16 protein-coding genes are annotated in these 20,922 nt (G+C 38.2%); all 16 read left to right on the forward strand.

Features of this window, described 5'->3' with window-relative positions:
* Positions 1-53 precede the first annotated feature (53 nt).
* The 16 genes from EZ444_RS11980 (at position 54) to EZ444_RS12050 (ending at position 20,854) form a co-directional block, all read left to right on the forward strand.
* Positions 54-254: a hypothetical protein gene (locus tag EZ444_RS11980; RefSeq protein ID WP_131609079.1), complete on the forward strand. Its 201-nt coding sequence runs from the start codon at positions 54-56 to the stop codon at positions 252-254.
* Positions 255-762: 508 nt separating this feature from the next.
* Positions 763-903 (forward strand): hypothetical protein, encoded by a 141-nt coding sequence (locus tag EZ444_RS27215; protein WP_165503599.1) that lies wholly within the window; start codon positions 763-765, stop codon positions 901-903.
* 189 nt (positions 904-1,092) lie between these two features.
* A complete protein-coding gene (locus tag EZ444_RS11985) occupies positions 1,093-3,471 on the forward strand; it encodes a TonB-dependent siderophore receptor (protein ID WP_131609080.1) in 2,379 nt (792 codons plus the stop codon).
* 8 nt (positions 3,472-3,479) lie between these two features.
* Positions 3,480-4,625 (forward strand): PepSY-associated TM helix domain-containing protein, encoded by a 1,146-nt coding sequence (locus EZ444_RS11990; protein WP_131609082.1) that lies wholly within the window; start codon positions 3,480-3,482, stop codon positions 4,623-4,625.
* Positions 4,626-4,739: 114 nt separating this feature from the next.
* Entirely contained in the window at positions 4,740-5,714 is a 975-nt protein-coding gene (locus EZ444_RS11995) for a GlxA family transcriptional regulator (protein WP_131609084.1), read from the forward strand.
* 206 nt (positions 5,715-5,920) lie between these two features.
* Entirely contained in the window at positions 5,921-7,858 is a 1,938-nt protein-coding gene (gene rpsA, locus EZ444_RS12000; RefSeq protein WP_131609086.1) for a 30S ribosomal protein S1, read from the forward strand.
* A gap of 103 nt (positions 7,859-7,961) precedes the next feature.
* Positions 7,962-9,560: a beta-N-acetylhexosaminidase gene (locus EZ444_RS12005; RefSeq protein WP_131609089.1), complete on the forward strand. Its 1,599-nt coding sequence runs from the start codon at positions 7,962-7,964 to the stop codon at positions 9,558-9,560.
* Between the two features lie 156 nt (positions 9,561-9,716).
* Complete coding sequence (gene pyrR, locus EZ444_RS12010; RefSeq protein ID WP_131609091.1) at positions 9,717-10,265, forward strand: bifunctional pyr operon transcriptional regulator/uracil phosphoribosyltransferase PyrR; 549 nt, start codon at positions 9,717-9,719, stop codon at positions 10,263-10,265.
* Position 10,266: 1 nt separating this feature from the next.
* Positions 10,267-11,199 carry an aspartate carbamoyltransferase catalytic subunit gene (locus EZ444_RS12015; protein WP_131609093.1) on the forward strand — a complete coding sequence of 311 codons (933 nt, stop codon included), beginning with the start codon at positions 10,267-10,269 and terminating at the stop codon, positions 11,197-11,199.
* A 169-nt stretch (positions 11,200-11,368) separates the two neighbouring features.
* Positions 11,369-14,386: a tetratricopeptide repeat protein gene (locus EZ444_RS12020; protein WP_131609095.1), complete on the forward strand. Its 3,018-nt coding sequence runs from the start codon at positions 11,369-11,371 to the stop codon at positions 14,384-14,386.
* A gap of 11 nt (positions 14,387-14,397) precedes the next feature.
* A complete protein-coding gene (locus EZ444_RS12025; RefSeq protein WP_131609097.1) occupies positions 14,398-16,116 on the forward strand; it encodes a porin family protein in 1,719 nt (572 codons plus the stop codon).
* Between the two features lie 53 nt (positions 16,117-16,169).
* A complete protein-coding gene (locus EZ444_RS12030; protein ID WP_131609099.1) occupies positions 16,170-17,594 on the forward strand; it encodes an HU domain-containing protein in 1,425 nt (474 codons plus the stop codon).
* Positions 17,595-17,596: 2 nt separating this feature from the next.
* Positions 17,597-18,307 carry a MotA/TolQ/ExbB proton channel family protein gene (locus EZ444_RS12035; RefSeq protein WP_131609101.1) on the forward strand — a complete coding sequence of 237 codons (711 nt, stop codon included), beginning with the start codon at positions 17,597-17,599 and terminating at the stop codon, positions 18,305-18,307.
* On the forward strand, positions 18,307-18,708 hold the full coding sequence (locus EZ444_RS12040; RefSeq protein ID WP_090785820.1) for an ExbD/TolR family protein: 402 nt from the start codon (positions 18,307-18,309) through the stop codon (positions 18,706-18,708). The genes EZ444_RS12035 and EZ444_RS12040 overlap by 1 nt, the downstream gene beginning before the upstream one ends.
* Positions 18,708-19,526: an energy transducer TonB gene (locus EZ444_RS12045; RefSeq protein WP_131609103.1), complete on the forward strand. Its 819-nt coding sequence runs from the start codon at positions 18,708-18,710 to the stop codon at positions 19,524-19,526. The genes EZ444_RS12040 and EZ444_RS12045 overlap by 1 nt, the downstream gene beginning before the upstream one ends.
* 41 nt (positions 19,527-19,567) lie before the next feature.
* The gene (locus EZ444_RS12050) at positions 19,568-20,854 is read left to right on the forward strand and encodes a bifunctional folylpolyglutamate synthase/dihydrofolate synthase (RefSeq protein ID WP_131609105.1); all 1,287 of its coding nucleotides are present in this window, start codon (positions 19,568-19,570) and stop codon (positions 20,852-20,854) included.
* The last annotated feature ends 68 nt before the right edge of the window (positions 20,855-20,922 follow it).

A 20,922-nucleotide genomic window follows, 5' to 3' on the forward strand; every position in this document is an offset into this window, starting at 1 on the left:
TCATTTAGTGTATGCAACTTTGATATAACAAAAAACACTAAATAAATTATAACATGAAAAGAACAATTTTAGCGCTAGCATTAGTTGCAACAACTTTCGGCGCATTCGCACAAAACACTACTCCAGCTGCCAAACCTGCAACTGCTACAACTGAAACAGCTAAACATAAGCACAAAAAAGCAGCTAAAAAAGCTGTTGCAACTACTGCCAAAGCTGATGCAAAACCAGTAGAAGTTAAAAAAGCTGGTAAATAGTAATTTCTTAAGTTTTTAGCGAAAGGCCACCTGTTCCATCACAGGTGGCCTTTCTTTTTGTATTTGGAATTTTTCGGCTACAAAGACGCTTCGCTGGCTTTGCTCTGAGTTTAGTATAAAGCAACTTAATTCACTGATATTACTCGGACATTAACCGGACACTATTCGGCTCCAGCCGGGCAATGTCCGGGTAATGTCCGAGTAATGTCCGGGTAATGTCCGGGTTTATAGCGAACTATATACGGTTACTTATAAAGCAACTTTTTAGATGAACGTCCGCTGTATAAACTTTTAAATTAATTTTATTTCCTTATAATATAACAACGTAACGACAAAGAGGATCATAGACTCATTATTTTCTCAATTGATTAAAATAATCATTAGGCAATAAAAATAATATCTTTAAATAATATCATAATATTTTACAGGAAAACTTTGTGTTTGTAATTATTATAATAATCTTGCAATAGATTTAATCCTAAAACCAAGCCTTGAAATGCTTTGGCGAATGATCCAACAAAGCTTCTATACCAAGAGATTTTTCTTAACTAATGCCGAACGTGGTAATCTGATCGCTTATTACGAAAACCTTCATGCCGTAATTCTGGCCGCTAGTATCGTTAATGATGAATTAAACAAGCTAGCTTAATTCGCTTAATTGTTGTATTTGGGTTTGTTGATCACACGTCAACGAACCCAAACTAACACTCAAACCGATTAATAATTGCAGCAAAGGGTAGCTCAAACATATATTAACTAGAATAATTCTAAATAAATTTTGTTCGTAACAAAATAGATGCAATATTTGCCGACGAATAGAATTAATCTAAATAACAACATGAATAAACTTCGACTATTAAATTTAATAACACTGCTCTCCTTATTCTCCATCACAGCGCTTGCCCAACAAAGCAATAGCATAAAAGGACGAGTATTAACAGCCGACGGAAAAGCCGCAGCTAATGTTAGTGTAGGATTGAAGGGAAAAGGGATTGCAGTAACTACAGATGACCAAGGAGAATATAGTTTCGTAAAAATAAAAGATGGCCATTACACCATTCGAGTTTCTGCGATAGGCTTAAAAAGTGCAGAAAAACAAGTAACGGTTTCTGGCAACCAAACAATTAACATAAACTTCAACTTATCCGAAAGCGCAGATCAATTAAATGAGGTTGTAGTTTCGGGTAATAAAAAGAAATATAAAGTTGACGCCCCCTCTTCCTCATTAAGATTGGATGCACCATTATTAGAAGTGCCACAAAATATTCAAATCATTACTTCTGCTACACTTGCCGATCAGCAAATTACCAGTATGAGTGATGGCGTAATTAGAAATGTAAGTGGTGTAACCAGATTAGAGCATTGGGGCGATATCTATACCCGTGTAAATACGCGTGGTGCAAGGGCCGCAGCTTTTAGAAATGGGATAAATTTAACATCTGATTGGGGTCCACTTACAGAAGATATGAGTTTTGTAGACCATATCGAATTTGTGAAAGGTCCATCTGGTTTTATGATGTCTAATGGTGAACCAAGTGGTATTTACAATGTGGTAACTAAAAAACCTACTGGAAAAGATTTTAACGGAGAAGCCTCTTTTACATTAGGTAGTTATGATATGTACCGCAGTACACTTGATTTGGATGGTAAATTAAACAAATCTGGAAAACTGTTGTACAGGGTAAACTTAATGGGACAAACTAAAAACTCACACCGTCCATATGAGTATAACGATCGTTATAGCATTGCCCCTGTAATTAGTTACCAAATTGATGATCAAACCTTATTAACTGCCGAGTACAATTATCAGCACGTCAAATTATCAGATCTTGGTTCAGCTTATGTTTTTGCACCAAATGGTTTTGCTACACTACCAAGAAACTTTACCATGTCTGAGCCTGGTTTAGAACCAAACATTGCAAAGGAGCATAGCTTATTTTTAAACATGCAGCACCATTTCAATGCCAATTGGAAACTTACAGCACAGTTAGCTTACGTAGATTTTAATCAAAAATCAAGCGATATATGGCCATCATCTGTAGCCGCAAATGGTGATATAATTCGCGACTTGTACGTCTTTGATGCCGCACTGAATTATAAATTTGGTCAGGTATTTTTAAATGGCCATGCCACTACAGGACCTATTGAGCATCGCATTTTAGTGGGCTTAGATGTAGGTGATAAAGAGCGTTTTTATGATTGGGGACAAACATTTCCACTTGACAATGCCACTAAACCATTTAATATTTACAACCCGGTATATGGCGCTCCTGTAAATGGAATACCTCAATTTGATCGCAGTAAAAGTTTGTATCAAAGAGGCGCGAATAATCGTGTAAATCAATCCTACACTGGCTTGTACGTACAAGATGAGCTTGGTTTTTTAGAAAACAAGATCCGTTTAACACTTGCAGGAAGATATACCTACGTAAAACAATCTGAATATAATTCAGATACAGAGGACAAAAAGTTTACCCCACGAGTTGGTTTAAGTGTTTCTATTGATAATCAAACTTCTGTTTACGGTTTATACGACCAAACGTTCATCCCACAAACAGGCTCTATTAAAAGTGGCGAACAACCTAAACCAATTACAGGAAACAATATTGAATTTGGAATAAAAAAAGATTGGTTTGATGGCCGTTGGAACACCACCGTTGCTGCATACCGTATTCTTAAAAATAATGAATTATCACCTGATCCAACCAGTACACCTGCAGCCCCATTCTCTTTACAGTTGGGACAAAGCACTACAAAAGGTATTGAGTTTGACTTACGTGGAGAAATTTTACCTGGATTAAACCTGGTAGCCAACTACGCGCTTACAGATTCGAGAGTAAGCAAAGAAACTGAGGTTTATGGAGAGATAGTTCCAGTTGGAACTAAAATAACTGGATACGCTAAACACAATGCCAATGCTTGGTTAAGCTATAAAATTCAAAAAGGAGAATTAAAAGGCGCCGGAGTATCTGGTGGTTTCAGTTACCTGGCCGACCGTAGCACATGGTCATGGGGTGGTTCCGGAACTCAGGAATTGCCTAGCTACTTTAAGCTAGATGGGGGTATTTTTTGGGAAAAAGATAAAATACGCTTAACGGCCAACGTGTTTAACATCCTTGACAAGTATCTTTATAGTGGAGCTTCTTATGGAGATTATTACTACTGGCAAAGTGATCCACCAAGAAATTATAGACTAAGCATTGCTTACAAATTCTAGTAACATCAATGTTGGGTAAAAAGAAATATAGGTTCAAATATTGGACCGGACAAGTACATTTATGGCTCGGATTAACATCCGGGCTATTTGTGTGTTTTTTAGGCATCACCGGATGTATACTGGCCTTTGAACGTGAAATTGAGAATATCACGCAGCCTTACCGTTTTGCCAAAGCAGAACAACGGGCTTTGATGGCGCCCTCTTTACTTAAAAAGATTGCAGATGAGGCATTACCAGGTAAACACGCCCATAGTGTTGGCTATCAACAAGGAAAAGCATCACAAGTTGTTTATTTCGCTGAAAATCCTTCATATTACTGGATTGTGTTTTTGAACCCTTATACCAGTGAGGTGCTAAAGGTTAAAAACATGGATGACGACTTTTTCAGGGTTATGATTATGGGCCATTATTACTTGTGGCTTCCACCAAATATAGGGCAACCTATTCTAGCTTCAGCTACTCTAATGTTTCTTGGCTTACTCATTTCTGGTCTGGTATTATGGTGGCCAAAAAACAAAGCAGCGAGTAAAAAGAGGTTTAGCATTAAATGGAGCGCAAAATGGAAACGGGTAAATTATGACTTACACAATGTACTGGGTTTTTACATGACCTGGATTCTTATTTTTATTGCCATAACAGGCCTGGTAATGGGTTTTCAATGGTTTGCAAAATCTGTTTACTGGATCTCTTCTGGTGGCGAACAAATGACTCCATTTGCAGAAAGTTATTCGGACACCACTTTAGTAAACTCAGCTATAGGTAAGAAGCCTGCTATGGACATTTTGTGGGCACAAACTTTAAACAACTTACCTGGTTATACTGGCGGTCTTGAAGTACATGTTCCCGAAAATGCAAAGTCGGCCATAGAAGTAGCCATCAATCCAGATACGGATACCTATTGGAAAGCCAATTATCTGTATTACGATCAGTATTCTTTAAAAGAGATGGAAGTTACCCATAGTTATGGTAAACTGGCAAATGCAAGCCTGGCAGATAAAATAACCAGGATGAATTATGATATCCATATTGGTGCAATTGCCGGTCTACCGGGAAAAATAGCAGCCTTTCTGGCCAGTTTAATTGCCGCAAGTTTACCTATAACAGGCTTTATGATTTGGCGTGGACGCAAAAGAAAAAAAGCAGCCCAGGTATAAGTCAGGATATACTTTAATTAAAAACTAAAAAGAAAGGTCAGCTGTTTCATAACAACTGACCTTTCTTTTTTGCCGTATTTTTTTCTAATTTGCATCTCCCCAATCGAAATAATAATGACACAAGTAGCTTTGTTATTGACCAATAGATACCGTTTGCTAAGCATAGCAGCGATATTAGATGTATTTGACACGGTAAACAGCCATTATGAAGCCAATGGTGAAGAACCGCTGTTTAAAGTGAATGTACTTTATGCCGAAAACAGTGATAATCAAATTCCTGTTTTTAACAAGCATAAACCACAGCCTTTAAAATCAGCAGGACTGCATGACTTGGTGCTTATCCCAGCATTTTCCTCTTCCGATTTAGCCGCGGCCATCCAAGAGAACCTAGAATTCATTCCATGGTTATGCAAACAACACGAAGATGGAGTTGAAATCGCTTCCTTTTGTACAGGCGCTTTTTTACTTGGCGCAAGTGGTTTGTTAAATGGAAAAAGTGCAACTACACATATCCATGCCAGCACCTCTTTTGCGGCGAGTTACCCAGATGTTTTTTTAAGAGCAAATGAAATAATTACTTACGACCATGGAATATATACCAGTGGTGGTGCTACAAGTACCTTTCACTTATTGTTAAGACTAATTCATAACTATGGCAACAGAGAAATTGCGGTAAGAATGGCCAAAGTATTTGCTATAGATATGAACCGTGGACAACAAAGCTATTTTGGCACCTTCATACCGTCCAAGGATCATGGTGATGATTTGGTTGCTCAAACACAACTTTGTATTGAAAACCTCTACAATAAAGCGGCTACCGTTGATGATATACTCCAGCAAATACCAGCAAGCAGGCGAAACATTGAACGCAGGTTTAAAATGGCAACTGGAAATACGATGATCGAGTATTTACAGAAAACGAGAATAGAAGTAGCCAAGAAATTACTGGAACAGACCAATCAAAGCATCCTCGAGATTATGTTAAACTCTGGCTACAACGACCTAAAGGCGTTTAGACAACTGTTTAAGAAAAGCTCGGGAATGACTCCGAAAGATTACCGCGACAAGTTTAAAGCGCGGGTTGCATAACTTTCCGAGGGACGTTTTGCACTCCCCTTTTTCTCTTCTATTAATGAATCCAAAATTTTGCCTATTTTTCTGCTATGCATAGCGAAAGCTGTGCAATCCCTTTACAATCTGTTCTAAATCAACAACATTTATCTAAAATTTCTTTGTTGGAAAAAGAATAATTATTATCTTTGCCGTCCCACACGGGAAAAGGAGATTTAATTTTAATGGCTAAAAAACAAGTAGCAGAAAAAGAACTAGAGGCTAAAACAGCCGAATTACAAGGCGCAGACGCTCGTCTGGCTGAGAAAGAAACCATTGAGTCAGAAGCTGATTCAGTGTCGATCGAACAGATCAAATCATCATTAGCAACACCAGATCAAGATTTTGACTGGGATGCAGACGACAAAGCATTCGGAAATTACAGTGACGAAGACCGTAAAAAGTTTGAAGACATGTATACCGATACTTTCAATCAAATCAACCAAGGTGAAATCATCAGTGGTACTGTTGTTTCAATCAACAACAAAGACGTAGTATTAAACGTAGGATTTAAATCTGACGGTTTAGTATCAACTTCTGAGTTCCGTGATACACCTGATTTGAAAGTTGGCGACAAAGTTGACGTTTTCGTGGAAGCCCCTGAAGATGCTAACGGCCAGTTAATTTTATCTCGTAAAAGAGCTAAAACCCAAAGATCATGGGAGTCTATTAATGAGGCTCTTGACAATGACAGAATCATCAACGGATTTGTTAAAAGCCGTACTAAAGGTGGTCTTATCGTTGACATCATGGGTGTTGAAGCTTTCTTACCTGGTTCTCAAATTGACATCAAACCTATCCGCGATTACGATGTATACGTGGGTAAAACAATGGAATTCAAAGTTGTTAAGATTAACCACGAATTTAAAAACGTAGTTGTATCGCACAAAATCCTTATTGAGGATGACTTAGAAAGCCAAAAAGTTGAAATCGTATCTAAACTTGAAAAAGGACAGGTATTAGAAGGAACAGTTAAAAACATCACTGACTTCGGTGTATTCATCGATTTAGGTGGCGTTGACGGTTTACTTCACATCACTGATATTTCTTGGGGCCGCATAGAGCATCCAAAAGAAGTATTGAGCTTAGATGAGAAAATCAATGTTGTTGTTCTTGACTTTGATGACGAGAAAAAACGTATTGCTTTAGGTTTAAAACAATTGACTCCACACCCTTGGGAATCTTTAGATACTAACTTAGCTGTTGGTTCTAAAGTTAAAGGTAAAATTGTTACTGTAGCTGATTACGGAGCTTTCTTAGAAATCATTCCAGGTGTTGAAGGTTTAATCCACGTTTCAGAAATGTCGTGGTCACAAAACTTACGTAGCCCACAAGAATTCTTGAAAGTTAGCGATGAGATCGAAGCTGAAGTTTTAACTTTAGACAGAGATGATCGTAAAATGAGCTTAGGTATCAAACAATTAACTCAAGATCCTTGGCAAAATGTTGCTGAAAGATATCCTATCGGAAGCAAACATACTGCTGTAGTTAAAAACATGACTAACTTCGGTGTATTCGTAGAAATCGAAGAAGGCATCGATGGTTTAATCCATATCTCTGATCTTTCTTGGTCTAAAAAAGTTAACCACCCTAACGAATTCACTAAAGTTGGTGATACATTAGACGTAGTTGTATTAGAATTAGACGTTGAAAGCCGCAAATTGAGCTTAGGTCACAAACAATTAGAAGAAAACCCTTGGGATACTTTTGAAACTATCTTCACGTTAGATTCAATCCACCAAGGAACTGTTGTTAAAGTAACTGATAAAGGTGCTGTTATTGCTTTACCATATGGTGTAGAAGGTTTCGTACCAACTAAACACATGGCTAAAGAAGACGGTGGTACCATCAAAGCTGAAGAAACTAATGACTTCAAAATCATTGAGTTTAACAAAGATGCTAAACGTATCGTTGTTTCTCACGCCCGTATCTGGGAAGAGGCTAAAGCTGAAGCTGTTGCAGAAGAGCGTAGTGCTAAGAAAAAAGAAGCTAAAGCTTCTAGTAGTGCAGTGAAAAAAGTTAAAGATTCAGTTGAAAAATCTACATTAGGTGATTTAGGCGTGCTTGCACAATTAAAACAACAAATGGAAGGTGAAGAAAACAAAGCCAAAAAAGGCGAGTAATCTTTAAAGCTTATATATTTAAAAGCATCCCCTAACCGGGATGCTTTTTTTTTGCCTGCATTTTTTAGTATTTTGCAATCACACACAAATCCCAACCACCACTATGAAAAGAATTGCGATGTTTTGCCTTTTACTTATGTTGGCAAACCGGCTATCAGCCCAGGAAGTGCAAATCATTCCTCAGCCTGCCTATTTAGAGATCAAAAAAAAACTGCCCCCATTTATTATAAACAAAAACACTAAGATTGTAGTTAAAGACAGCTCTTTATTAAAGTCGGCAAACAATTTAAACGAATATTTAAGCAAGTATTTTCAAATCAAACTTGGAATAACTAGTAAAGACAGCACAGCGAACAGGATTAACTTAGTACTGAATACAACAGTTAGTGAATTCGATGATGCCTATATATTAAACTCCTCTAAAGAGAATATCTCAATCATAGGAACCTCTAGTCCGGGAGTTTTCTACGGCATACAAACCTTACTCCAACTTTTACCCTACAATAAAACCTTTCCAATACACGTTGCTTCTGTCTCAATTGTCGATCATCCTCGCTTTGGTTACCGCGGTATGCACCTTGACGTAAGCAGACACTTCTTTGATGTGGCCTTCATTAAAAAATACATTGACTACCTCGCCTACCATAAACTAAACAACTTTCATTGGCACTTAACTGATGATCATGGCTGGAGAATAGAGATTAAAAAACATCCTAAGCTAACCAATATCGGTGCATGGCGTAATGGCTCCATTATAGGTTTATATCCTGGAACAGGTAATGATGGCCTTAGATATGGTGGATTCTACACCCAGGAAGAGGTTAAGGAAGTGATCAAATATGCCGCAGACCGATACATCAATGTCATCCCTGAGATTGAAATGCCGGCACATAGCATGGCAGTACTGGCCGCCTACCCTCAATTTGGCACCGAGCCTTCCAAAAAATATGAAGTGGCCCAGACCTGGGGAATTTTCAATAAGTTCAACAATGTGCTCCAGCCTACCGATCAGACCTTTAAATTTCTTGAAGATGTATTAACGGAAGTCATGAACCTGTTTCCATCCAAGTACATCCATATTGGTGGTGATGAAGGTTCAAAAATCTGGTGGAAACAATCCGCAGTATCACAGCAAATCATGAAGGCGAATGGTATAAAAGATGAAAGTGGCCTGCAAAGCTATTTCATCCACAGGATAGAAAAATTTGTAAACAGCAAGGGTAAAACCATAATTGGCTGGGATGAAATACTTGATGGTGGACTGGCCCCTAATGCGATTGTGATGAGCTGGCGCGGAGAAAAGGGTGGCATTGCTGCTGCAAAACAGAAACATAAAGTAATCATGACACCAGAGGACATGATGTATTTTAACCATAGTCAGTTTTTAAAAGATGATTCGCTTACTGCGTCCAAATATCTGCCGCTAAAAACGGTATATGATTACGAACCCGTACCCGCGGTATTAAATGCTGCCGAGGCGAAATACATCTGGGGTGGACAAGGCAATTTATGGTCTGAATACATTACCAATCCAGCCAAAGTGGAATATATGCTTTTCCCGAGACTGGATGCTTTAAGTGAGATTTTATGGAGCCCTAAGGAAAAAAAGAACTATACCGATTTTCAGATAAGGCTAAAAACCCAATTCAAAAGGTACGACCTGATGAAGATAAATTACAGTAAACGATATTTAGTAAATTAATAAATATATGCCCATAAATATGGAGCCTCCAATTTAAATACATAACCTATTTAAGCACAAGCTGCTACATTCGCATTTTACATTATTTTAATTTAAAAGCGTTTTTATGTATTTGAGGTTCCAAATTTTGGCTATATTTGCATAATCTTTAAGTCAATGCAAAAACGAACACTGCTAGACGGTCAAAAATTCCAGATCACAATTAAGCGACTTTGTCATCAATTAATTGAGAATCACAACGATTTTTCTAATACTGTTTTAATTGGCATACAGCCAAGAGGCAGCTATTTTGCCGATAGAGTTAAACACGAACTCTCGGAAGTCCTGAAAAAAAGCGTCATTCAGAAAGGTAATTTAGATATTACTTTCTTTAGGGATGATTTTAGACGGAAAGATGGAATCGTTTCAGCAAACAGCAATACCATAGATTTTATTATTGAAGGCAAGAACGTAATCTTAATTGATGATGTATTGTGGACAGGGCGGACTATCCGAGCTGCACTTGATGCATTATTAGCCTACGGAAGACCTGCGAAAGTGGAGTTGTTGGTGCTAATAGACAGACGCTTTTCAAGACACGTACCTATTGAACCGGATTATATCGGGTTACAGGTAGATACGTTAGTCTCGCAACAAGTGCGGGTAAGTTGGAAAGAAACAGAAGGAGAAGACAAAGTTATCTTAATATCAGAAAGCAATAAATAATATGGCAGTAGAAAAATTATCAACCCGACATCTTTTAGGAATCAAAGATATTAACCGGAATGATATCGAATTAATCCTCGAAACTGCAGACCATTTTAAAGGGGTAATTAATAGAACCATCAAGAAGGTTCCTTCGTTAAGAGACATTACTATTGCCAATATATTTTTTGAAAACTCTACCCGTACCAAACTTTCTTTTGAACTGGCTGAAAAACGACTTTCGGCAGATGTAGTTAATTTTGCAGCTTCCTCTTCCTCAGTAAGTAAAGGTGAAACCCTAATTGATACGGTAAACAACATCCTGGCCATGAAAGTGGACATGGTGGTGATGAGACATCCTTATGCAGGTGCAGGTCAGTTTTTAAGCAAACACATCAAAGCCCAAATTATTAATGCGGGTGACGGTGCGCACGAACATCCCACACAAGCTTTACTAGATGCTTTCTCTATCCGCCAGAGATTGGGTGACGTTGCAGGTAAAAAAGTAGTGATTGTTGGTGATATACTCCACTCAAGGGTAGCCATTTCTAATATCCTTTGCTTGCAAAAACTAGGAGCAGAAGTAATGGTGTGTGGCCCTACAACCTTAATCCCTAAACACATTGAAAGTTTAGGTGTAAAAGTAGAACACAACTTAATCAAAGCATTGAACTGGTGTGATGTAGCTAATATGCTACGCATACAGTTGGAGCGCCAAGATATCAAATACTTCCCTTCTTTAAGAGAGTATGCCATGATGTACGGACTGAATAAACAGATCCTTGACAACCTGGATAAAGAAATCATTGTGATGCACCCGGGGCCGATCAACAGAGGTGTGGAGATTACTAGTGATGTAGCTGACAGTAAGCAATCTATCATCCTTGAACAGGTTGAAAATGGTGTAGCAGTACGCATGGCGGTACTCTATCTTTTAGCTGCTCAAAACGACTAAAAAACCTGCTCAACGCAAATTCAATTTCATAGATATCAGATATTTTTAAAGAGTCGATACGAACTTTCTTTAAAAATCGTTAAACCTGTGTTATCAACACATGTTAATTTCTTATGTTAATAAGACCCATTACTATATCTATATTAGTACCAACCATATTTGAAATCAGATGTCAAAAAAATACTTTTTTATTCCGCTACTCCTAGCAGGTGGCTTTACGGCCGGTTACGCGCAAACGAGTGTACTCGTAAACCTGAACAAGAATTACCAAAGTGGTTTGGAATTACTGGATAATGAGAAATATATAGCTGCAGCGCAACAATTTAGATTGGTAGAGCAACAGCGACAAAAGCCAGGAACCCAACCGGAAAGCAATGCAGAGTTATCATTGCTTAAAGAAAATGCTAAGTTTTATGCGGCCGTTTGTGCTTTAGAATTAGGTAACCGCGATGCCGAAGGTTTATTTCAAAACTTTATTAAAGATTATCCCCTAAATCCAAATACAAAACTTGCTTACTTTCATGTAGGTAAATCCTACTTCGCACAAAAAAACTATGAGAAAGCATTAGAATGGTTCGAAAAAACTGACCCTTCTACCCTTTCTGGTAAACAACGATTGGAATATCAGTTTAAACAAGGTTACGCTTATTTTGAACTGAAAGACATGGAAAAAGCAGAGCCTTTGTTTGAGGCGGTGAAAAAAGAAAAATCACCTTATCAGGAAAGTGCCACCTATTACTTTGCATATATCAATTACCTGAATAAGGAATATAAAACAGCCTTAAGCAATTTTGAAAAACTAAAAGGCTCGCCTACTTATGAAGCAAGCTATCCCTATTATATCACCTCGATGTACTACCTGGATGAGCGTTACGATGATGTAATCAGCTATGCTATTCCTATTTTAAAAACCTCAAAGCAACAATACGAAGCAGAAATGCTGAGTCTGATTGCAGCTTCTTATTTTGCAAAATCTGATTATGTAAATGCCGAGAAGTATTTCAAGGATTTTTATGTAAAAGATAAATCAAACAATAAGAATAACCTTTTCATCTATCAGTACGGTTATTCATTATTCGAATTAAAAAGATACAGTGAATCGGTAACGATATTAGAGAAGCTGAATACCGATGATACTTACCTGCAAAGCGGGATGTATACGCTGGGCCGTTCCTTCTTACAGTTAAAGAATAAAGAAAAAGCGAGAAGTGCTTTCTTCAGAGCGTCGAGACTTGATTTTGACAAGGTGATACAGGAAGAAGCCTGGATTAATTATGCAAGGTTAAGTTATGAGCTTGAATTTAATCAGCAGGCTTTGGAAGCTACTCAAAACTTCTTAAAGCAGTTTCCAACCTCTCGTAAATTAAACGAAGCTAAAACACTATTGGGAGAAATCCTGCTGACCAGTAAAAATTACCAGGCAGCGATAGATATTTTAGAACCTATTCAGAATAAATCGGAAGAAGCCAAAGAAGCTTATCAAAAAGTAACTTACTTCAGAGGACTTGAATTTTATAACGAAAGGGCATTTCCTAATGCATTATCGATGTTCCTTCGCTCAGAAAAATTCCCTCAGGATGAAGAGATTCTTGCTTTAAGCACTTACTGGAAAGCAGAATCTAGTTATGAGTTGAGAAAGTTTGGTGAAGCGGTAAAACACTTTGAGACATTTTTGGATATGCCGGGCGCCAGCAAAACAGGCGTTTACAACTTCGCAAATTATGCCCTTGCCTATTCGGCTTTTGAGGATGAGCGTTATGGCAAAGCAGCGACTTACTTCGAGCGTTTTTTAAGAGGTAACGATAAGGATCAGAAAACAGTAAATGATGCGACCATCAGGCTGGCAGATTCATATTTTGTGAATAAAAGCTATGGTAATGCCTTAGTTAATTATAACAAGATTATAGGTAACAAATCTACTGGCGAAGATTATGCATTGTTTCAACGCGGTATGATTCAAGGCCTGGAAAATCAAAATGATGCAAAAATCAGCACGATGCAGAGCTTGCTTCAACAATTTCCGACTTCAAACTATGCTGATGATGCAGGTTTTGAAATGGCCTATACTTATTTCAACAAAGGTGATTTGGACAAATCGAAATCAGATTTGATTAGCCTGATTAGTCAGTACCCGAACAGTAGTTATGTACCACGTGCATTGGTAACTATAGGTTTGGTACAGTATAACCAAAACCAAGACGATGCGGCACTTGAATCGTTTAAAAAGGTAATCAGAGACTATGCAAGTACAGAAGAGGCTAAACAGGCTTTAGAATCGATTAAAAACATTTATGTAGACAAAGGAGATTCTCAGGGTTTCATCACCTATGCAGGCACTACCCCACTAGGCAACTATTCATCAGCTGAACAAGACAACATTTTGTTCCAGGGTGCAAACAACCTTTACTTAAAAGGTGATGCTAAAGGTGCTTTTGAAGCCATCAATGCATACTTCGACAAGTTCCCTAAAGCGATACACGATAAGGAAGCTAAATTTATAAGGGCCGAATCGTTGGTAAAATTAGGTCGCCCTAATGAGGCTATTCCTGATTATGAATATATCTTGAACGACTGGACGAGTGATTACACTGAACGCTCACTGGTAAGTATTTCTAAATTATTCCTCGATCAGAAAAAATACAATGAAGCCATCGTATATCTGAAACGATTGGAAACAACGGCTGACTATAAAGTGCATTACACTTATGCCCTAAATAATCTGTTAAAAGCATACAATGAACTAAACATGCCGGATGATGTGTTGAAGTATGTACAGCTGATTAAAGAATCGGACAAAGCTTCTGAAGAAGAAAAAAACAGTTCGGATCTGTATGCCGGTAAGGCTTATTTGTTAAAAGCAGATACGACACTCGCTGTAAAATCGTTTAACAACGTAGTGAGCAAAACTAAAACACTTGCTGCTGCTGAAGCTAAGTATAACCTGGCGGCAGTACAGTATGCTAAACACGAGTATAAAACATCAACTAAAACATGTTTTGATTTGATCAATAATATGCCTTCTTATGATTATTGGGTGGCTAAGGCTTTTATACTGTTATCTGATAACTATGTAGCCTTAAAAGACAATTTACAGGCAAAAAGTACGCTATTGAGTATCATAGACAACTATGATGGCAAGGATGATATTGTGCCTACGGCCAAAGCGAAATTAGAAAAAATTAAATAAGACGAAGCGACATGAGATTGACCAAATTAATATATACAACACTATTTTTTATTGCAGCAGGTACCCTAAATACGGTGGCGCAAGACAAAAAAACGACGGAGAAGAAAACTGAAGAAAAGAAGACAGAAGAGAAGGCAGTAACAGAGGAAATAGAAGTAGTAAGACCTTACAAACCTGTTTTAGCAGAAGCTGTTAAATTAAGAAGAAGTCCGGATTTGAACGATGTTAAAACCTATAAAGCAAAATTCAATTACAGCTTAACTGATAGAAAGCTCGAGCTAAACTCTGACATCAATAAACTACAAGCACAACAATTGGCAGCCGAGAAAGAAACCGAGCTAATTAACAATTATGTTAAAGGTGCTTTTGGTAGCGCATCGACAACACTAGCCGAAGCTTATATCAATATCGGTAGAGATGAGGCTTTACAGGCTGGTGCATTTTTTAAACACTTTGGACAATCAGGAAGCTTAAACAAACAAAGTGCAAACCAGCAACAGCTAAGTGCTTTTGGTAGAAGCATTGGCGATCTGGTAACTTTAAGTGGCCGACTAAACTTTCAAAGAAACGGCTTGTACTTTTATGGCATTGACAAAGCCAACCCTACTTTAAACCCTAATCCGGAACAACAGGCGTTGAGCTTTCTTGAAGCTGAAGGTGAGCTGGTCAATAAATTCACCAACGATCCTGATGCTTTAAGTTATGCAGCGAAGTTGAACGGATATGTATGGAGTGATAAATTTGAGGCAAAAGAAAGTTCGATCGTATTAAATGGTTACCTGAACAAGCGCATCAGCAGTTTAAATTTGGGACTTGCCGCTTCCGCAGAATTTGGCAGCACAAAAGATGCGCTTACTAGTGTTGGTAATAACTTATTAAGGTTAAACCCATACATTAAGCTACAGACTAATGGTGTTAAAATTAATGCAGGAATTAATTTTGTACAGGAATTTGGAACGGTTTCTTCGACCAGAATATTCCCAGCAGTAACCGCTGATTTTACATTGATACCTGATTACTTAGAGATTTTTGGAGAAGTGAAAGGTGATGTAAATCGTAATTCATTGAAACAATTAATGGATGAGAACCCGTTTTTGAATAGCAATATATTTATCAAAAACACTATTGAAAAACTAAGTATCAGCGGCGGTATTAAAGGAACAGGTGGACCTGGATTTGGCTATAAAGCTAGATTTTACCACAAACGTATCGAAGACATGCCTTTGTTTGTAAACAACTTTAGCAGCTTTAACAAATTTGATGTGATTTACGATTTTGGTACCATGAAACTAACAGGTATTGAAGGCGAATTATCGGTACAGGTGAGTGATGCCTTAAAGTGGACGGGTAAACTGAATTTTGAGAATTACAAACCTGCAGCGGAAACGCAAAGCTGGTTTAAACCTCAATTGCGTTTAAGTTCTGATTTAATGTATGCCATTACAAAAAAAATATCTTTAAATGCGGCTGTTGCTCTTCAAGACGAAAGCAAAGCAAAAGTCTACACTGCTGCTCCTGCAAGTCCATACCTTATTCCCGACTTAAATAATGAAACTGTAGTTACTGTAAAAGGTTTTGTAGACCTTGGCGTAGGGGCAACTTATAAGATCAACAACAAGTTTTCGGCCTTTGGTAGAGTAAATAATTTACTAAACACCAAGTACAGCAAATATTTACATTATGAGGCAATTGGCATGAATATCTTTGGTGGTGTATCTTATTCGTTTTAATGCATTTCAATTAATAATTGCTTGGTACGGAATTAAAATTTAATTTTACCAGAATGGATATATTATCATACCTGACAACGCTTATAAAAACCCACAAAGAGGTGGGAATTCCCGGATTGGGAACCATTTATAAAAGGAAATCTCCTGGGAGGTATGATATTGATACGCACACGTTTTTGCCACCGAGCTATTCGTTGAGCTTTACTTCTGATTTAAAGGAGCAAACCCTGCTTACTGATTTGATCAGTAAGCAAAAGAATATATCGGTAGATGCTGCAACATATTTTGTTGAACAATTCGCTCAGAATATACTGGATGAACTTTCTGGTCATCAGGAATCTGATTTTGGTGATCTGGGTACTTTTTCTACCACAACTGGCAGTTTAACTTTTATACCTAAACAGGAAAGTAATCTGGGCTTTGATTTTTACGGATTACCGACCTTAAAGGCCGAACTGAATACCGGAAATGAAGAAGCACCTGTACCTTTGCAAGCGGCCGAATTACCTATTGAGGAGGAACAGCAGCAGGTACCTGAAGTGCAACTGGATCTGGAAAATAACAATGCCGATCTGAGTGATGGCAGCATTGTTGAGGAAGAACCTTTACCTACTGACGATGTCCTTATTTCTCATTTAGATAGTACAGAATTACCTGAAGAGCAGAAAGAAGCAGAGCAGGAACAAGACGATCAACCTGTGTACGAGGAAATAGCTGAAGTTGCAGCTATACCACAGTTTGAAGCTGTACCTGAGGTTGAACCTGTACCTGAAGTGCAGGAAGAAAAACCTGATGTCGTTATAGAAACTCCTGAAAACTTACCTGAAGTTGAAGTTAAGGAACCGGTTGTTATTGTTGAGAATACTGAACCAAAAGGACCTGGTCATTTTGAATTGGATTATTCTGATCCTGAAAAATTGGGAATGCCAGCGTACCTGAAAGTAATCATTGCGCTTGTTAGCATTATCGTGCTTACTGGAGTTATTTATTTGGCAAAGCCTGAGCTGTTTGATAGCATTCTTAAAAAACCTTCGGCCCTACCAGTTGTACAAACGGATACAATACCAACTATTATTGATAGCTCACAGCTAAAAATAGATTCTATTGCAAAAGTTGACAGTGCCAGAAAAAGCAATGAAAAGGCTACCCTTGCTGTCGATACTCCTAAAAAAGATACAGTGGTTGCAAAAGTTGCAGCTCCAGTTGTAGCACCAGTAGAAAAGCCAGTAGTCATTTCCTATGAAATTATTGCAGCATCACTATTAAATAAACAGGAAGCAGACAACTTCCTTGCCCAGATGAAAAAGAAAGGCATTCCAGCTAAAATTGCGAATATGCCAGGCAGAAGAGTAAAAATCAGTATAGGTTCATTTACCGATGAATCAACTGCAAAAAAAGAACTTGAAATCCTGAAGGAAACAACAAAACTCCCAGGAATTTACATTTACCCGGTTAGACACACAAACAATCCTAAATAATTATGATCGCATTAATTCAAAGTGCCACTGATACCATTCAACAACTTACCGATACCGCAAATGCCCTAAATCAGGCCGTTACACCACCTGCCCCTGAACTACATTTCATAGATCTATTGTTAAAAGGAGGCTGGGTAATGCTTCCACTCGCTTTTTTAGCATTTATGGGTCTTGTTATTTTTGTAGAAAGATACATTACCATCAGAAAAGCATCTAAAACAGAATCAAATCTGATGCTTCAGATTAAACAATATATACACGATGGCAGGTTAGATAATGCAATTGCCTTATGTAAAAACAACAATTCGCCTTTGGCCAGAATGTTGGAAAAAGGATTAAAACGTATTGGAAGACCGATTAAGGATATCGAAGCGGCCATTGAAAACAATGGTAAACTTGAAGTTTCTAAACTGGAGAAAAATATTGGTATTCTTGGTATCATTGCCGGTATTGCACCGATGCTTGGTTTCGTAGGAACAATTATTGGTGTAATCACGATTTTCCATGATGTTTCCATTAAAGGAGCGATTGAGATTGGAACCATATCAGGTGGTCTTTATACTAAAATGATTACTTCTGCAACTGGATTAATCATTGGTATCATTGCCTATGTATTGTACCATATCTTAAACATGATGGTTGAACGCATCATCTTAAGAATGGAAACTGATGCAATTGAATTTATTGATTTATTAGAGGAGCCAGGTAAATAATGAATCTACGCAAGAGAAATAAAGGGACTGTAGAGGTTCATACCTCTGCCCTGAACGACATCATGTTCTTTCTATTGCTGTTTTTTCTATTGGCCTCAGCCGTAGTTAATCCGCAAGTAGTAAAGCTATTATTACCGCGTTCTGAATCTGGACAGCAATCTTCGGCACAAAAAACCGTTACTGTATCTATAGATGAGAAGCTAAATTATTTTGTAGATAAACAAAAGGTTTCGCTGGATCAGATGCAACCGATGATAGAGACGCTTCAAAAGGCCTCACCGGATCTGACTATTGTACTTTATGTGGCCAGAGGTGTTTCTATAGAGAATACCATGCAGGTATTTGATGTGGCAAACAAATTGAAACTGAAAGTTGTACTTGCTGTAGAACCTAAGAAATAATGACCTATCCTAAAGAAGAAAATAATTACCCAAAGGCACTGGCGATATCAACCGGCATCATGGCGGTTCTGCTTGCTTTAAGCTTTTTTATCGCCATTGGTACCTTTAAGCCCGAAGTTGAAGCTGGTATGGGCGGTATGGTAGTCAATTACGGAACTTCTGTAGAGGGTATGGGAACAGATTACACGAGTATTGAGGAACCATCGGCTGATCCAAATGCAAACAAACAGGCACCTGATAAAGTCGTGCCGGAGGAGCCAACTCCTCAAACATCTACTGCACAAACCAGTGATAAGGATATTGTAACCCAAAGCACCGAAGATGCCGTAAGTATCAAGACAAAAACAACCAAAAGCACCCCTACTCCTGTTGCTACGACAACGGAAAGTAAACCTGCCAAGCCAACCATCAACCAAAATGCTCTTTATAAAGGCAAAGCCAATAAAGGAACTGGCGGTGGTGATGGAACAGGCGCTACCCCTGGTAACCAGGGAAGTGTTAATGGTGATCCATTAGCCAACAATTATGGTGAGGGTGGTTCTGGTTTTGGAGAAACTCCTATTGCCTTAAGGAAATTTACCAACCTGGTAACTCCGCAAGACGATGGACAAAAAACAGGGAAAATTGCCGTAAGGATAAGTATCAATAAAAGTGGAATAGTAATAGCTGCCACTCCTGGAGTTAAAGGAACAACCTTAAATGACAGAGAACTATGGCAAAAATGTAAAGATGCGGTAATGGGCGCACGCTTAACACAATCAGAATCTGCTCCGGATGTTCAAATTGGTGTAGTTGTTTTCAATTTTAAAGTGAAATAATTCGCTCGCTTTGGTAATTTTGCCCCCCTCAGGCTTTACAAATGAATTATAAGCAAACAATCGACTATTTATACAGCAAGCTGCCAATGTTTACACGCGTTGGCGCTGTTGCTTTTAGAAAAGATCTGCACAATACAATAGCTATGTGCGAAAATCTGGGCAATCCCCAGACCGAATTCAAAACCATCCACGTTGGTGGTACGAACGGCAAGGGATCAACATCTCATATGTTGGCAGCCATTTTTCAGCAGGCAGGTTATAAAACCGGCTTGTATACCTCTCCTCATCTTAAAGATTTTAGGGAACGCATCAGAATCAATGGAGAAATGATTCCCGAAAGCTTCGTTGCGGATTTTGTAAATCAACAACAGCCAATTATGGAGGAGATCAGCCCCTCCTTTTTTGAGGTCACGGTAGCCATGGCTTTTTCCTTTTTTGCGACAGAAAAAGTAGACATCGCTATCATAGAAGTTGGATTGGGTGGTCGGTTAGACTCCACAAACATCATTACGCCCGAGTTATCTGTCATTACCAATATCAGTCTTGATCATACCAATATATTGGGCGATACATTGCCCGAAATTGCGCTTGAAAAAGCAGGTATTATTAAACCCGGCATCCCCGTAGTTATTGGAGAAAAACAGCCCGAAATAGAGCAGGTATTTATTAAAAAAGCCTCGGAGACTGGTAGTGACATCGTTTTTGCAGATCAGGAACTCCATCTGGCAAATACAACCAGAGAAAAAGAATACCTCAATACTACAGTTTATAAAGCTGCAGTTCCTATTTATAAAGATCTTAAGCTGGACCTTAATGGCCTTTACCAATTGAAAAATGTGCTTACGGTATTAGAGGCCGTAGCCATTTTAAAAGAAAAGGATTATCAAATAACAGAAGAGCACGTTTACCAGGCACTAAAACATGTTAAAGATTTAACAGGACTTCAGGGCAGATGGCAGAAATTAAGCGAACACCCGCTTGTCATTTGTGATACGGGACACAACAAAGCCGGTATTACTGAAGTGATGCAAAACATCAATACAACCGATCATGAGCAACTACATATAGTGATTGGAATGGTGAAGGATAAAGACATCACCGGTGTTTTAGCCTTACTTCCCGTAAATGCTATTTATTACTTCTGTCAACCACGGTTAGAAAGGGCATTACCTGCTGCAGATTTAGCTGCTGAAGCTAAAAAGTATGAGCTAAATGGTCAGGTTTTCGACACCATTAGTCTGGCAGTTGAGGCGGCAAAGAAGAATGCAGCGATGAACGATCTCATTTTCATAGGGGGAAGTACATTTGTAGTCGCTGAAGTGCTATAGAATCTTTACATAACGTTAAAGAATACTTATCATCAAGTATTTATATTTATAGCCTCATCACAAAATTT

This window comes from Pedobacter hiemivivus (assembly GCF_004331685.1).
GTDB classification, from domain to species: domain Bacteria; phylum Bacteroidota; class Bacteroidia; order Sphingobacteriales; family Sphingobacteriaceae; genus Pedobacter; species Pedobacter hiemivivus.

Coding starts and splice junctions, on each gene's coding strand:
- EZ444_RS11980 (WP_131609079.1), top strand. CDS start 54: ATGAAAAGAACAATTTTAGCGCTAGCATTAGTTGCAACAACTTTCGGC.
- EZ444_RS27215 (WP_165503599.1), top strand. CDS start 763: ATGATCCAACAAAGCTTCTATACCAAGAGATTTTTCTTAACTAATGCC.
- EZ444_RS11985 (WP_131609080.1), top strand. CDS start 1,093: ATGAATAAACTTCGACTATTAAATTTAATAACACTGCTCTCCTTATTC.
- EZ444_RS11990 (WP_131609082.1), top strand. CDS start 3,480: ATGTTGGGTAAAAAGAAATATAGGTTCAAATATTGGACCGGACAAGTA.
- EZ444_RS11995 (WP_131609084.1), top strand. CDS start 4,740: ATGACACAAGTAGCTTTGTTATTGACCAATAGATACCGTTTGCTAAGC.
- rpsA (WP_131609086.1), top strand. CDS start 5,921: ATGGCTAAAAAACAAGTAGCAGAAAAAGAACTAGAGGCTAAAACAGCC.
- EZ444_RS12005 (WP_131609089.1), top strand. CDS start 7,962: ATGAAAAGAATTGCGATGTTTTGCCTTTTACTTATGTTGGCAAACCGG.
- pyrR (WP_131609091.1), top strand. CDS start 9,717: ATGCAAAAACGAACACTGCTAGACGGTCAAAAATTCCAGATCACAATT.
- EZ444_RS12015 (WP_131609093.1), top strand. CDS start 10,267: ATGGCAGTAGAAAAATTATCAACCCGACATCTTTTAGGAATCAAAGAT.
- EZ444_RS12020 (WP_131609095.1), top strand. CDS start 11,369: ATGTCAAAAAAATACTTTTTTATTCCGCTACTCCTAGCAGGTGGCTTT.
- EZ444_RS12025 (WP_131609097.1), top strand. CDS start 14,398: ATGAGATTGACCAAATTAATATATACAACACTATTTTTTATTGCAGCA.
- EZ444_RS12030 (WP_131609099.1), top strand. CDS start 16,170: ATGGATATATTATCATACCTGACAACGCTTATAAAAACCCACAAAGAG.
- EZ444_RS12035 (WP_131609101.1), top strand. CDS start 17,597: ATGATCGCATTAATTCAAAGTGCCACTGATACCATTCAACAACTTACC.
- EZ444_RS12040 (WP_090785820.1), top strand. CDS start 18,307: ATGAATCTACGCAAGAGAAATAAAGGGACTGTAGAGGTTCATACCTCT.
- EZ444_RS12045 (WP_131609103.1), top strand. CDS start 18,708: ATGACCTATCCTAAAGAAGAAAATAATTACCCAAAGGCACTGGCGATA.
- EZ444_RS12050 (WP_131609105.1), top strand. CDS start 19,568: ATGAATTATAAGCAAACAATCGACTATTTATACAGCAAGCTGCCAATG.